The organism is Burkholderia sp. BCC0398 (genome assembly GCF_902833245.1).
In the GTDB taxonomy this organism is placed as follows: Bacteria; Pseudomonadota; Gammaproteobacteria; order Burkholderiales; family Burkholderiaceae; genus Burkholderia; species Burkholderia sola.
In genome coordinates this window covers 302505-316607 of record NZ_CADFEM010000006.1, presented here as the reverse complement: position 1 = coordinate 316607, position 14103 = coordinate 302505, and the positions used below count along the sequence as shown (strand labels likewise).

Sequence of the window (14103 nt, the reverse complement as noted above, 5' to 3'; positions counted from 1 at the left end):
TGAGCGCCTATTGTAGTTGGCAACGCCGGATCGTGGCGTCAGAAACATAAGATACCCAATCAATCGGACTGAATTGGCAAGCATGAGTGAAATGAAATCGAATTCCATCGACGTCGCGATCATCGGGGCCGGGCCTTCCGGTGCCGTCGCGGCCGCGCTGCTGCGCAAGGCCGGCCGTTCGGTGCTGGTGCTCGAGCGTCAGCATTTTCCGCGCTTTTCGATCGGAGAAAGCCTGTTGCCCCAGAGCATGCAGTATCTCGAGGAGGCGGGCATGCTGCAGGCGGTCGTCGAGGCCGGCTTCCAGTTCAAGAACGGCGCGTACTTCGTCTATCGCGACAGGATGTCGTCGTTCGATTTTCGCGAGAAGTTTTCCGTGGGCTGGGGGACGGCCTATCAGGTCGAGCGCGCGGCCTTCGACGATCTGCTGATCCGTTGTGCGGCCGAACAGGGCGCGGACGTGCGATTCGGCCATACGGTGCGCGCCTTCCAGCCGGGCGACAAGCCGCGGCTCGACATCGTCGACGAAGCCGGGCACGACTATTCCGTTCAGCCGTCGTTCGTACTCGATGCGAGCGGGTTCGGCCGCGTGTTGCCGCGACTGCTCGATCTCGACGCGCCGACCGGCCTGCCGACGCGAGCGGCCCTCTTTTCGCACGTCGAGGACAGCCTGCCGGCCGGGTCGACCGATCGCGACAAGATCTGCATCGCCGTTCATCCGGAGCGACGCGACGTGTGGTTCTGGATGATCCCGCTGACGAACGGGCGCTCGTCGGTCGGCTGCGTGGCCGATGCCGGGTTTCTCGACGTGCCGGACGCGCGACAGGAATCGTTGTTGCGCGAATTGCTGCAAAGCGAGCCGACATTGTCGCGACTGGTCGGCAGCAAGCCGTTCGTGATGCCCGTGCGCCGCATCTCGGGTTATGCGTCGAACGTCGAGACCCTGCACGGCCCCGGCTATGCGCTGCTCGGCAACGCGGGCGAATTCCTCGATCCGATCTTTTCGTCGGGCGTGACGATCGCGATGCGCTCGGCTCAACTGGCGGTCGCCGCACTCGAACGGCAGTTGCGTGGCGAGTCGGTCGACTGGGCACGTGATTACGACATCGCGCTGCGCAAGGGCATCGACACCTTCCGCGCCTTCGTCGAACGCTGGTACTCGGGCGCGCTGCAAGACATCGTGTTTCACGAAGACAAGGCCTCCGACGTGAAACGCATGGTCTGCTCGATTCTGGCGGGTTATGCGTGGGACCAGACGAATCCGTTTGTACGGGAGCCGGCGCGGGGTCTCGATATTCTTGCGCAGTTGTGCAGTTCGATAGGCGGGACCGACATCGCCTCGTAGCGCGCGAAGCCGAATACATTGGCTCACCCCTTCGATCGAGATTGCAGTGGATACGCATCAACTCATTACGATATGCCTTTACTCGGCCCTGGTATTGATCGTTCCGGGACCGACCAACACGTTACTTTTTTCGTCCGGAATAAGCGTTGGTCTGACGCGAACCCTCCCGCTCCTGTTCGCCGAAGGCGCAGGCTACGTCATCGCTATCTCGGCTTGGGGCGTTTCGCTGCTGGCGTTCGCCATGGCGCATCCTCAAATCTTGAGCGTGATCAAGTTGGCATGCGCGTCGTATCTGCTGCTGCTGGCGGCAAAAATGTGGGCACGGGGCACGCTGGAAGAGGATCGGCGTTCGAAGCCGGTGACGTGGCACGATGTCGTCGTCGCCACGCTATTGAATCCGAAGGCTTTTCTGCTTGCAAGTACGGCGTTTCCACTCCAGGCGTTTCAGAACGTCGGTAACGGGGCCGTCGCGTTCGGTGCGTTTCTGCTGGTCCTCGTGCCCATTGGAGCGGGTTGGGCGAGCCTCGGGCGCGTGACGAGGATACTGGCATCCGGGCCGCGTCATATCACGGCGCTATTTCGTTCGGCGTCGGTGCTGCTGGTTCTGTTTTCGGGGTCGCTGCTGTATTCGATCGTGAAATGAGCTTTCTATGGTCGTGCGATCGATTCCTGTCGCGGAAAAGATCACGCGACCCCTGTGAAATAAAAATGAAAGGGCGTGTGTAAGGCAGGCGACCCTGCACGATCTCCCCACCGCGAGCCGTCAATCCGGTCGTTCCGGCCCTTCGAAACGACCGGTTGGTATCAAAAATGCGGCGCTGCGTCTATTCCTGGCGCGCGCCGCATCGGTCAATACAAAAAATTACGCATATAAATCATTGGCCTACGCCGAAGGCGAAAAACAATGCTCTGCTGCGCTGCAGAAAACAATCAATCGCCTTATGCTGGTTAACCCGATCGCGTTTGAGCGGCATCAAGTTTTCCGGTGATGCTGCTTTACATTTAGCCAACATTGGCGATTCACGAAATCTACCTGTCGATTTGATTTCGTTCCTTTCGTCGCGCCTGTCCCCGATGCAAGGCGCGACCTCCTCAAGGCGTTGTTGACATGCATGATTTCCCCTTTCTGAGCCTGGCCATCTGGGTTCCGATACTGTTCGGCGCGGGCCTGCTGCGCGCCGGTTCCGACCAGCATTTCCGCCGAATACGACTGATTGCGCTGGTCGGCTCGATTGCCGGGCTGGCGGCCGTCGTTCCGCTGATTGCCGGTTTCGACGCGCATTCGGCGGCGATGCAGTTCGTCGAAAGACGCGACTGGCTCGCGGCATTCAATGCCGGATGGCGGGTCGGCATCGACGGCGCGTCGCTGTGGCTCGTCGTGCTGACCGCGTTCACGACGCTGGTGGTAGTGGTGGCGTCGTGGGAATCGGTCACCGTGCGCGTCGCGCAGTACTACGCGTCGTTCCTGATCCTGTCGGGGCTGATGGTCGGCGTGTTCGTCGCGCAGGACGGGCTGCTGTTCTTCATCTTCTTCGAGGCGACGCTGATCCCGCTGTACCTGCTGATCGGCACGTGGGGGCGCGAGCGCCGCGTGTATGCGGCCGTGAAGTTCTTCTTCATCTCGTTCGCCGGCTCGCTGTTGCTGCTGATGGCGATGCTGTACCTGTACGCGCAGTCGCATACGTTCGACATGGCCGTGTGGCGCACGCTGCAGCTCGGCTTCGCGCCGCAGTTGCTGGTGTTCCTCGGTTTCTTCGCCGCGTTCGCGGTCAAGGTGCCGATGTGGCCGGTCCACACGTGGCTGAGCGACGTGTACACGGACGGCCCGACGGGCGCCGCGCTGATGCTCGCGATGCTCAAGCTCGGCGGCTACGGGTTCCTGCGCTTTGCGCTGCCGATCACGCCCGACGCGAGCCACTTCTTCGCGCCGGCCGTGATCGCGCTGTCGCTGTTCGCGATCGTCTACGCGAGCCTGATCGCGCTCGCGCAGACCGATCTCGGCAAGCTGCTCGCGTATTCGACGGTCGCGCACATGGGCATCGTCACGCTCGGGCTGTTCCTGTTCAACCGGATCGGCGTCGAAGGCGCGATCGTGCAGCTCGTGTCGTACGGCTTCGTGGCGGGCGCGATGCTGTTGTGCGTGAACGTGCTCGTGGATCGCACGCGGCAGCGCGAGATCGCCGCATACGGCGGCGTGGCGGGCGTGATGCCGCGCTTCGCGACCTTCACGCTGCTGTTCGCGATGGCCAACGTCGGGCTGCCGGGCACGTCGGGGTTCGTCGGCGAGTTCATGGTGATCATGGGCGCGATCCGCTTCAACTTCTGGATCGGCGCGATCGCGGCGCTCACGCTGATCCTCAGCGCGTCGTACACGCTGTGGATGCTCAAGCGCGTGGTGTTCGGCAAGGTCGCGAGCCAGCGGATCGCGAAGCTCGCCGACCTGAACCGTCGCGAGATCGTGATGTTCGCGTCGCTCGCGCTGATCGTGCTGGCGGTCGGCATCGATCCGAAGCCGTTCACCGATGCGATCGATCCGACCGTCGGCAAGCTGATCCAGGAAGCGAGCCATTCGAAGGTGCCGGCGGGGGATGGCCCCGCGCCGGCGCTGCCGTCGTACATGGCATCGACGCACGACTGAGCGCGGCACACCGAGCCGCACCACGCCGCGCAAGCCCGCCGCATCGCGCGGCGCGCATCGTTGCGCACACATCGATCCGCGGCCCGGCACGGCAAGTGCCGGGCGCGCTTCCGGCTGCGTGAAATTGCCCCGCGACAATGTGACTCACGGCAGATTTTGCAATGATGATTTGCCGCATGCACCGGTTTTTCATCGCACTCGCGCGACGTATGATTCGGCCAATTTCGTGAATCGAATGCGCATCGGGCATACGCAAACGGATTCAATGACCCTCGGGCTGTGTGATGAAAAGAAGAGCATCAAGAGGCTGGTCGGCGCTGCTTTCAATGGGCGCGGCATTGAGCCTGTCAGGTTGTAATTTAGATGTACTAAATCCGAAAGGAAGCGTGGGGGCGGCCGAAAAGGCGCTGATCGCGACGTCCACGTGGGCGATGCTGATCGTCGTCGTGCCGGTGATCCTGCTGACGTTATGGTTCGCGTGGCGTTACCGCGCGTCGAATCGCAACGCCGCCTACGCGCCGAACTGGTCGCACTCGACCGCGATCGAGGTCGTGATCTGGACGGTGCCGACGCTGATCATCCTGTTCCTCGGCGTGCTCACGTGGAAGACCACGCACGAACTCGATCCGTACAAGCCGCTCGAATCGGCGGTGAAGCCGATCGACGTCGAGGTGGTCGCGCTCGACTGGAAGTGGCTGTTCATCTATCCGGAATTCGGCATCGCGTCGGTGAACCAGCTCGCGATTCCGGTCGGCACGCCGGTGAACTTCCGCATCACGTCGGATTCGGTGATGAATTCGTTCTTCATCCCGCAGCTCGGCGGCCAGGTCTACGCGATGGCCGGCATGCAGACGCGCCTGCACCTGATCGCCGACGAGCCCGGCAATTACGCGGGCACGTCCGCCAACTTCAGCGGCCGCGGGTTCTCCGACATGAAGTTCCGCACGCTCGCCGAGCCGCGCGAGCAGTTCGATGCGTGGGTGCAGAAGGTGAAGGCGTCGCCGGACCGGCTCGACGCGACCGTATACGGCAGCGTCGCGCAGCCGAGCGAAAAGGCGCCGGTGCGCTACTTCTCGTCGGTCGATCCGCGGCTCTTCCACAACATCATCGCGAAATACAACGATGGCCACGTCCTCGACCTGAAGGACGCCGCCTGCGGCACGAAGGGGTAACGCATGTTCGGCAAACTCACACTTTCGGCGATCCCGTTCGATCAGCCCATCATCATGGGGGCCGGCGCCTTCATGGGGCTGGTCGTGCTGGGCATTCTCGCCGCGCTGACGATCACCGGCCGCTGGAAATGGCTGTGGACGGAATGGCTGACCACGGTCGACCACAAGAGACTCGGCGTGATGTACATCATCGTCGCGCTGATCATGCTGCTGCGCGGCTTCGCCGACGCGATCATGATGCGCATGCAGCTCGCGCTCGCGTACAACGCGCCCGGCTACCTGCCGCCGCACCACTATGACCAGATCTTCACCGCGCACGGCGTGATCATGATCTTCTTCATGGCGATGGTGTTCATGGTCGGCCTGATGAACCTGATCGTGCCGCTGCAGATTGGCGCGCGCGACGTCGCGTTCCCGTTCATCAACTCGCTGTCGTTCTGGATGACGGCGGTCAGCGCGATCCTGATCAACCTGTCGCTCGTGATCGGCGAATTCGCGCAGACGGGCTGGCTCGCGTACCCGCCGCTGTCGGAGCTGCAGTTCAGTCCGGGGGTAGGGGTCGACTACTACCTGTGGGCGCTGCAGATCTCCGGTGTCGGCACGCTGCTGACCGGCGTGAACTTCTTCGTGACGATCATCAAGATGCGCGCGCCCGGCATGACGCTGTTGAAGATGCCGGTGTTCACGTGGACGGCGCTCTGCACGAACGTGCTGATCATGGCGTCGTTCCCGATCCTGACCGCGACGCTCGCGCTGCTCGGCCTCGACCGTTACCTCGGCATGCACTTCTTCACGAACGACGCCGGCGGCAACGCGATGCTGTACCTGAACCTGATCTGGGCGTGGGGCCATCCGGAGGTGTACATCCTGATCCTGCCGGCGTTCGGGATCTTCTCGGAAGTCATCGCGACGTTCGCGAAGAAGCCGCTGTTCGGCTACAAGACGATGGTGTACGCGACCTGCGCGATCATGGTGCTGTCGTTCCTCGTGTGGCTGCATCACTTCTTCACGATGGGCTCGGGCGCGAACGTGAACGCGTTCTTCGGGATCATGACGATGATCATCGCGATTCCGACCGGCGTGAAGGTGTTCAACTGGCTGTTCACGATGTATCGCGGCCGGATCCAGTTCACGACGCCCGTGCTGTGGACGATCGGCTTCATGGTCACGTTCACGCTCGGCGGCATGACCGGCGTGATGATGGCCATTCCCGGCGCGGACTTCGTGCTGCACAACAGCCTGTTCCTGATCGCGCACTTCCACAACGTGATCATCGGCGGCGTGCTGTTCGGTTATCTCGCGGGCTTCAACTACTGGTTTCCGAAAGCGTTCGGCTTCAAGCTGAACGAGAAGCTCGGCAAGGCGGCATTCTGGTTCTGGCAGGTCGGCTTCTACGTCGCGTTCGTGCCGCTCTACGTGCTCGGCTTCATGGGCATGACGCGCCGCCTGAACCATTACGACAACCCGGCCTGGCATCCGTGGCTGCTGGTCGCCGCGTTCGGCGCCGTGCTGATCGCGATCGGCATCGCGTGCCAGCTGCTGCAACTGGTGGTCAGCATCCGCAACCGCCATCTGCCGGAGTACCGCGACACGACGGGCGACCCGTGGGGCGGCCGCACGCTGGAGTGGGCGACGTCGTCGCCGCCGGCCGACTACAACTTCGCGGTGATCCCGCAGGTGCGCACGCTCGACGCGTATGCGGACATGAAGGCGCGCGGCGAAGGCCGGCCGAACCCGGCCGTGATCCGCGACATCCACATGCCGTCGAATACCTGTGCGGGCCTCGTGATCGCGATCTTCAGCCTGGTGCTCGGCTTCGCGCTGGTGTGGCACATCTGGTGGATGGCGATCGGCGGGCTCGTCGGGATCATCGCGACGCTCGTGATCTACAGCTCGCGCGATAACGACGGCTATTACATCCCTGCGTCGACGGTGCGCAAGACCGAAGACAAGCAGCCGACGAAGCGCCCGGCGCGCGTCGACGACGTGGAACTGGAGGCCAACTGATGTTGCAGAAAACCTTGAGCGCAACCCTGCTCGAGCACGACGACCATCCGCCGTCGCATTCGGTGTTCGGGTTCTGGCTGTACCTGATGACCGACTGCGTGATCTTCGCGGCGCTGTTCGCGACGTTCGCGGTGCTCGGCCACCAGTACGCGGGCGGGCAGACCGCGAAAGAGCTGTTCGACATTCCGGGCGTCGCGGTGGAAACCGCCGCGCTGCTGCTGTCGAGCATCACGTACGGTTTCGCGATGCTCGCGGCGTACAAGCAGCGGCGCGGTGCGCTGCTCGCGTGGCTCGCAGTGACGTTCGTGCTCGGCGCGGCGTTTCTCGCGATGGAACTGCGCGAGTTCTCGCACCTGATCGCGGAAGGCGCCGGCCCGCAGCGCAGCGCGTTCCTGTCGGCGTTCTTCACGCTGGTCGGCACGCACGGGCTGCACGTGACGGCCGGCCTGTTGTGGATGATCGTGCTGGCCGCGCAGATCGTGTTGCGCGGCGGCGACCTGACCGATCGCGACCTGCGACGCCTGACGTGCCTGAGCCTCTTCTGGCACTTCCTCGACATCGTGTGGATCTGCGTGTTTTCCTTTGTCTATCTCGCGAGCGTGATCTAAATGGCCCATTCGCATTCGTCTCAACTCGAAGAAGGGCACGGCAGTGTCGGCGGCTACGTCGCCGGTTTCATCCTGTCGGTGCTGCTCACGGCCGCGTCGTTCGGCCTCGTGATGGGCGGCGTGCTGTCGCCGCATGCGTCGCTGATCGGGCTCGCCGTGCTCGCGCTCGTGCAGATCGTCGTGCACCTCGTGTACTTCCTGCACATGAACGGCTCGTCGGGCCAGCGCTGGAACGTGATGGCGTTCAGCTATACGGTGCTGACTGCCGCGATCCTGATCGTCGGCACGCTGTGGGTGATGCACAACGTGAGCATGAACATGATGTCGCGTTGAGCGGCGGCGCGGCGCATCGGGTTCACCTCCATGCGCGTTCATGAAGAAAAGGCGGCACGTGCCGCCTTTTCGTTTTTTCCCGCTGCTGCGTCGCGCGGGGCAGGGCGGTCAGTGCCGCACGCCGGCATCGGCCGTCAGCGCATGCGTGCAGTCCGCGCGGTACTCGGCGGCGAGCCGACGCTTCGCACCGTCGAGGTCGTCGGGGTAGTACGGGCTCGCATGGGCGGGATCGTAGCCGACCTGTTCGAGTTCGGTCAGCTCGCGCACGAGGTCCGCCCGCGTGACGTCGCGGCCCGTGTGCACGAACGGGTATGCATTGCATTCCTGCGGGGTGAGGTGCGGCCCCGCGAATGCGGCGGTGCTGGCGCATGCGAGCAGCATGCAGGCGACGGTGGTCGACAGTTTCATCCGGTAGCTCCTGGTTTCGCGGCCCGATGCCGCATGACGTCAGCGTAGGCGGCCCCGGCCGCAGCGCGGCCGACGCACGGATGAAACATGTTTCACAGGCGCGTGCCGCGACGCAGGATGAAGCTATTTTCATCTGGCGCCGCGCGGCGATCGCGGCGCTTACGATAGCGGCGGGCGCATCGTGCGCGCCCGTCTTGACGTTCATTGCGAGGGCAACCATGCGAGTACTGACGGTCGAGGACGATGCGGTGACCGCGAACGAAATCGTCGGCGAGCTGACCGCACGCGGCTTCGAGGTCGACTGGATCGACAACGGCCGAGAAGGAATGATGCGCGCAATGAGCGCATCGTACGACGCGATCACGCTCGACCGGATGCTGCCGGGGGCGGACGGTCTCGCGATCGTGACCGCGATGCGCACGGTCGGCATCGATACGCCGGTGCTGATGCTGAGCGCGCTCGGCGACGTCGACGAGCGCATTCGCGGTCTGCGTGCGGGCGGCGACGATTACCTGACGAAGCCGTTCGATTCCGGCGAACTGAGCGCGCGCATCGAAGTGCTGCTGCGCCGCCGGCAGGCATCGGGCGTGCCGCAGCAGACGCTGCTGAAGGTCGGCGCGCTCGAGCTGGACCTCATTTCGCGCTGTGCGCGCCGCGGCGCCGACGAGATTCCGCTGCTGCCGACCGAGTTCCGCGTGCTCGAATTCATGATGCGCAACGCGGGCCAGACGATTACGCGCACGATGCTGTTCGAGGCCGTGTGGGGCTATCACTTCGATCCCGGCACCAACCTGATCGACGTTCACATGGGGCGGCTGCGCAAGAAGATCGATCCGCCTGGCGCGAACCCGATGATCCAGACGGTGCGCGGATCGGGCTACATGCTCGCTTGATGGAGGCACGGATGGACGCAGCCCGCGCGGCGAACTTCACGCGCCGCTGGCATACGACGACGTTTCGCTGGCTGTGTGCTTACGCGGCGATCTTCTCGGTGTCGCTGCTGCTGCTCGCGGGCGTGATCAGCGTGGCCGCGACGCACACGATGGCCCGCGACACCGACGAGGTGCTTGCGTGGCAACTGATCTATTTCGATTCGATTCCCGACGCCGAGCTGCCGCTCGCGATCCATCGGCGGCTCGAGCACGAGCACATGCATACGAATTTCTACGGGCTGTTCGACGCGAGCGGGCGCCGCGTGGCTGGCGACATCGCGACGCCGCCCGTGCTGCGTACCGATCGCCACGGCCGGACGCTGAACCGCACGCTCGCGCCGCTCGACGGTCAATCGTCGCCGATCACGCGCGCGATGGCAGTGCGCCGCGACGACGGGATGACGCTGGTCGTCGCGCGCGACCTGTCGCATTTCATCCAGATCCGCGACGTCGCGATTCGCGGGCTCGTGATCGGCGGCGTGATGATCCTGATCGCGGGCGTCGCGGGCGGCAGCATGCTCGGCATGCGGCAGATGCGCCGCGTCGCCGAGATCCGGCGCGTCACGCGGCAGATCGCCGAGGGCGATCTCGGCAAGCGGCTGCCGGTCGGCGGCTATGACGAACTCGACCTGCTCGCGCATCTCGTGAACCATATGTTGGACGAAGTCGAGCGGCTGATGGGCGAGGTGCGCCATACCTGCGACGGGATCGCGCACGACTTGCGCACGCCGCTCGCACGCGTGCATACGATGCTGGCGCGGCTAGCCGACCAGCCGTTCTGCGCACACGATCCCGCGTCGGCTGCGCTGCTGGCGTCGGCGCGCGACGAAACCGACCGGCTGCTCGAACGTTTTCGCGCGATGCTGCGCATCTCCGAGATCGGCACGCTGAGCCGGCGCGGCGGGTTTGCCGCGGTCGACGTCGCGGCGTTGCTGCGCGACGTGTGCGAACTTTACGAGCCGCTGGCCGAGGCGGTCGACGTGTCGTTGGAGCTCGATGCGGCCGCGGTCGACGGCATTCATGGCGACCGTGCGTTGCTGTTCGAGGCGTTCAGCAATCTCGCGGACAACGCGATCAAATTCACGCCGCCCGGCGGCCGCGTGCGCGTCGCACTCCAGACGACGTCGCATGGTCCGCTCGTCCGGTTCGAGGACACCGGGCCCGGCATCCCGCCCGGCGAGCGCAATGCGGTGCTCGAGCGCTTCTATCGCGGCGAGCGCACGCGCCACGTGAACGGCTCGGGGCTCGGGTTGAGCATCGTGTCGGCGGTGATGCGCGTGCACGGTTTCGTGCTGCGGATCGGCGATGCGCAGCCGGCCGGTGCGGCGATCACGGTCGAATGCTGGCCGCGTTCGCTCGCGTGACGGAGGGGGCCGATCGATGCGCATCCTGCTGATTGCGCCGCCGACGCCTGATGCGTCGCGGCTCGACAAGGCGTTTCGGGAAAGCATGCACGGCGTCGAACGCGTCGACGAATGGCGCGACGGCTGTTTCGCGGCGACGCAGGACCGGTTCGACGCGATCGTGATCCTCGCGACCGATGGCGCTTCCGTGCCGACGCTTCTCGACGGATTCCCGCCGCTCGCCGCGTCGGCCGGCAGCGCGACGATTGCCGCGATCGTCGCCGGCACCACGTCCGCCGAGCGTGCACGGATGCTGAACGCGGGCTGCGACGTGTGCCTGGCCCATCCGTGCTCGTTCGTCGAATTGCACGAGCGGCTGCGCGCACTGTGGCGCCGCACGGGCGTCATCGCGATGCGGGAATCGATCCGGCTCGACACGGCGACGCGCGCGCTCGACGAGCGGGGCCGGCGGCTCGCGCTCAGCGCCCGGGAATTTCGCGTGGTCGAATGCCTGCTGCGCGAAGCGGGGCGGCCGGTCGGGCGCGACGCCGTGCTGCGTTATGCGTGGGGCGATGCGGACATCGAACCCGAAACGGTCAATGCGCTGGTCGTACGGTTGCGGCGCAAGCTGGCCGCGCATGCGTTTTCCGCGCGGATCGAAACGGTGGCGCGATTCGGCTTCCGGTTCGACGCGGGCGCGGCGCCGCTTGACGCGGGCCGCGGCGCAGGTTGAAGGAGGTTTCCGGAAAGGGGGGGCGCCGGGCGCCGATTGTTACAAGACGTTAGCGCGGGCTTCCCGTTGCGATGCGGCGCATCAGTTCTTACAAACTTGAAATATGCGGGGCGGGCGCTTGCCGCTATAGTCGAATCACACATGACACAACCAGAAGAGGAATCCATGAAGACTTTGCGTGTTGCCTCGCTCGTGACCGGTATGACGGCCTTGCTCGTGTCGGGCGCAGCAATGGCGGGAGTCAATGTCGGGATCAACGTCGGCGTGCCGGCACCGGTCTACGTCGCGCCCGCGCCCGTGTATGCGCCGCCGCCTCCGCCGGTCGTCTACCAGCCGGCGCCCGTCTACGCACCGGCGCCCGTGTACGGGCCGGCGCCGGCGATCGTGATCGGCTGGCACGGCGACCGCTACTGGGACGGCCGCCGCTACTGGGGCCGCGACGAATGGTATCGCCACCATGGTCGCGGCTGGGGCGGCGATCGCGGTCACTGGGATCACGGCCGCCACAACGGCTGGCGCTGATCGACCGGTCGCGCATGCATGCCGCGCGCGCGACAACGGCTCGTGAGGAAACCGCCCGCGTGGCGGTTTTCTTTTGGCTCGACGGATTGAATGGGTAGAATCGCTCCACGTTACTACCCTCATTCGACGACAGGGCCTCTATGACGAAGGGTTCGCCCCGGGCCGCCGCCGCGCGCGCCTGCCTCGGTGCGCTGCGGGCCGCCGGCCGCGTGGCCGCGGTGCTGGCGCTGCACGCGGCGCTGGCCGCGCCCGCCGCGCATGCGGCCTACGCGATTGCGCAGTACGGCGAGCCGAAGTATCCGCCGGGCTTCAAGCATTTCGACTACGTGAACCCCGACGCGCCGAAGGGCGGCACGCTCGTGCTCGCGAACCCGAGCCGGCTGACGTCGTTCGACAAGTTCAATCCGTTCACGATGCGCGGCAACACCGCGCCCGGCATCGACATGCTGTTCGAGAGCCTCGCGACCGGCAGCCTGGACGAGCCGGCGTCCGCGTACGGATTGCTCGCCGACGACATCGACGTCGCGCCGGACCGCCGCTCGGTCACGTTCCACCTGAATCCGCGCGCGCGCTTCTCGAACGGCGATCGCGTCACGGCGGACGACGTCAAGTTTTCGTTCGACACGCTGAAGAGCAAGCAGGCCGCACCGCAGTTCGGCGCGTACTTCGCCGAAATCACGAAGGCCGTGGTCGTCGATCCGGCGACCGTGCGCTTCGAATTCCACAGCGCGAACCGCGAGTTGCCGCTGATCGCCGGCGGCGTGCCGGTGTTCTCGCGCAAGTGGGGATTGCGCGCGGACGGCTCGCGCATCCCGTTCGACCAGCTCGCGTTCGAGCAGCCGATCGGCAGCGGCCCGTACGTGATCGACCATTACGACAACGGCCGCACGATCACCTACCGGCGCAGCCCCGCGTACTGGGGCGCCGACCTGCCGGTGCGAGTCGGCACCCACAACTTCGAGCGGATCGTCTACAAGCTGTACGGCGACGGCGTTGCGCGGCTCGAGGCGTTCAAGGCCGGCGAATACGACGTGCTCGTCGAGTACGTCGCGCGCAACTGGGCGCGACGCGACGTCGGCAAGCGTTTCGACAGCGGCGAGTTGATCAAGCGCGAGTTCCGGCAGCACAACGGCGCCGGCATGCAGGGCTTCTTCATGAACCTGCGCCGGCCGCTGTTCCGCGACGTGCGCGTGCGTCAGGCGCTCGACCTCGCGTTCGACTTCGAATGGCTGAACCGCCAGCTGTTCTACAGCGCGTACACGCGCCTGAACAGTTATTTCGCCGACACCGACCTGCAGGCGACCGGTACGCCGGGCGAGGGCGAGCTGAAGCTGCTGGAGCCGCTGCGTGCGCAGCTCGATCCGGCCGTGTTCGGCCCGATGGTCACGCAGCCGAACACGAATCCGCCGGGCTCGCTGCGCGCGAACCTGTTGAAGGCGCGCGCGCTGCTCGCACAGGCCGGCTGGACCTATCGCGACGGCGCGCTGCGCAATGCGAAGGGCGAGCCGTTCGCTTTCGAGATCCTCGACGATGCGGGCGGCGCGATGGAAGGCGTCGTGACCGCGTACCAGCGCAACCTCGCGAAGCTCGGCATCGCCGTGCGGTTTCGCACGGCCGATTACGCGCTGCTGCAAAAGCGCCTCGATGCGTTCGACTACGACATGACGACGATCCGCCTGCCGGGCGTGCAGGTGCCCGGCGCCGAGCAATACTCGCGGTACGCGAGCAAGTTCGCCGACGAGCCGGGCTCCGACAACTTCATCGGATTGAAATCGCCGGCCGTCGACGCGTTGCTGCACGCGCTCGGCACCGCGCAGACGCGCGAGGAATTGCTCGACGCGACGCACGCGCTCGACCGCGTGCTGATGCACGGCTACTACGCGGTGCCGCAGTGGTACAGCACGACGCACCGCGTCGCGTACCGGCACACGCTCGCCTATCCGCAGACGCTGCCGCTGTACTATTCGGCCGAGGGCTGGGTCGTGTCGACCTGGTGGGCGAAGCCCGATCACTGACCCGCGCCGGCCCTTCATCCAACCCGCCACCGATCACGAGTCGACGCCCT

13 protein-coding genes are annotated in these 14103 nt (G+C 65.3%); 12 read left to right on the top strand and 1 reads right to left on the bottom strand.

Annotated features, from left to right (window positions below; all coding sequences use genetic code 11):
• Positions 1-82: 82 nt before the first annotated feature.
• The 7 genes from HWX76_RS15875 to cyoD all read left to right on the top strand — a co-directional run bounded on the left by HWX76_RS15875 (position 83) and on the right by cyoD (position 8100).
• Complete coding sequence (locus HWX76_RS15875) at positions 83-1342, top strand: NAD(P)/FAD-dependent oxidoreductase (RefSeq protein WP_176016058.1); 1260 nt, start codon at positions 83-85, stop codon at positions 1340-1342.
• 46 nt (positions 1343-1388) lie between these two features.
• Complete coding sequence (locus tag HWX76_RS15870) at positions 1389-1985, top strand: LysE family translocator (protein ID WP_244137975.1); 597 nt, start codon at positions 1389-1391, stop codon at positions 1983-1985.
• Positions 1986-2450: 465 nt separating this feature from the next.
• A complete protein-coding gene (locus HWX76_RS15865; protein WP_050012950.1) occupies positions 2451-3980 on the top strand; it encodes an NADH-quinone oxidoreductase subunit M in 1530 nt (509 codons plus the stop codon).
• Positions 3981-4264: 284 nt separating this feature from the next.
• Positions 4265-5152: a ubiquinol oxidase subunit II gene (cyoA, locus tag HWX76_RS15860; protein ID WP_050012949.1), complete on the top strand. Its 888-nt coding sequence runs from the start codon at positions 4265-4267 to the stop codon at positions 5150-5152.
• Between the two features lie 3 nt (positions 5153-5155).
• Positions 5156-7159, top strand: coding sequence for a cytochrome o ubiquinol oxidase subunit I (gene cyoB, locus HWX76_RS15855; protein WP_050012948.1), 2004 nt, complete (start codon positions 5156-5158; stop codon positions 7157-7159).
• Positions 7159-7767 carry a cytochrome o ubiquinol oxidase subunit III gene (cyoC, locus tag HWX76_RS15850; protein ID WP_027784811.1) on the top strand — a complete coding sequence of 203 codons (609 nt, stop codon included), beginning with the start codon at positions 7159-7161 and terminating at the stop codon, positions 7765-7767. The genes cyoB and cyoC overlap by 1 nt, the downstream gene beginning before the upstream one ends.
• Positions 7768-8100, top strand: a complete 333-nt coding sequence (gene cyoD, locus HWX76_RS15845) for a cytochrome o ubiquinol oxidase subunit IV (RefSeq protein ID WP_050012947.1) — start codon at positions 7768-7770, stop codon at positions 8098-8100. It abuts the gene before it with no gap.
• 108 nt (positions 8101-8208) lie between these two features.
• Here the strand turns inward: cyoD and HWX76_RS15840 are convergent, their stop codons facing one another.
• Positions 8209-8508 carry a DUF4148 domain-containing protein gene (locus HWX76_RS15840; RefSeq protein WP_050012946.1) on the bottom strand — a complete coding sequence of 100 codons (300 nt, stop codon included), beginning with the start codon at positions 8506-8508 and terminating at the stop codon, positions 8209-8211.
• A 218-nt stretch (positions 8509-8726) separates the two neighbouring features.
• Between HWX76_RS15840 and HWX76_RS15835 the strand changes: the two genes are divergently transcribed.
• The 5 genes from HWX76_RS15835 to HWX76_RS15815 all read left to right on the top strand — a co-directional run bounded on the left by HWX76_RS15835 (position 8727) and on the right by HWX76_RS15815 (position 14053).
• Positions 8727-9401, top strand: coding sequence for a response regulator transcription factor (locus tag HWX76_RS15835; protein ID WP_050013034.1), 675 nt, complete (start codon positions 8727-8729; stop codon positions 9399-9401).
• An 11-nt stretch (positions 9402-9412) separates the two neighbouring features.
• Positions 9413-10804 carry a HAMP domain-containing sensor histidine kinase gene (locus HWX76_RS15830; RefSeq protein WP_050012945.1) on the top strand — a complete coding sequence of 464 codons (1392 nt, stop codon included), beginning with the start codon at positions 9413-9415 and terminating at the stop codon, positions 10802-10804.
• A 16-nt stretch (positions 10805-10820) separates the two neighbouring features.
• Complete coding sequence (locus HWX76_RS15825; RefSeq protein ID WP_124556744.1) at positions 10821-11516, top strand: winged helix-turn-helix domain-containing protein; 696 nt, start codon at positions 10821-10823, stop codon at positions 11514-11516.
• A gap of 165 nt (positions 11517-11681) precedes the next feature.
• Positions 11682-12038: a hypothetical protein gene (locus HWX76_RS15820; RefSeq protein ID WP_050012943.1), complete on the top strand. Its 357-nt coding sequence runs from the start codon at positions 11682-11684 to the stop codon at positions 12036-12038.
• 140 nt (positions 12039-12178) lie between these two features.
• On the top strand, positions 12179-14053 hold the full coding sequence (locus tag HWX76_RS15815; RefSeq protein WP_124594008.1) for an extracellular solute-binding protein: 1875 nt from the start codon (positions 12179-12181) through the stop codon (positions 14051-14053).
• The last annotated feature ends 50 nt before the right edge of the window (positions 14054-14103 follow it).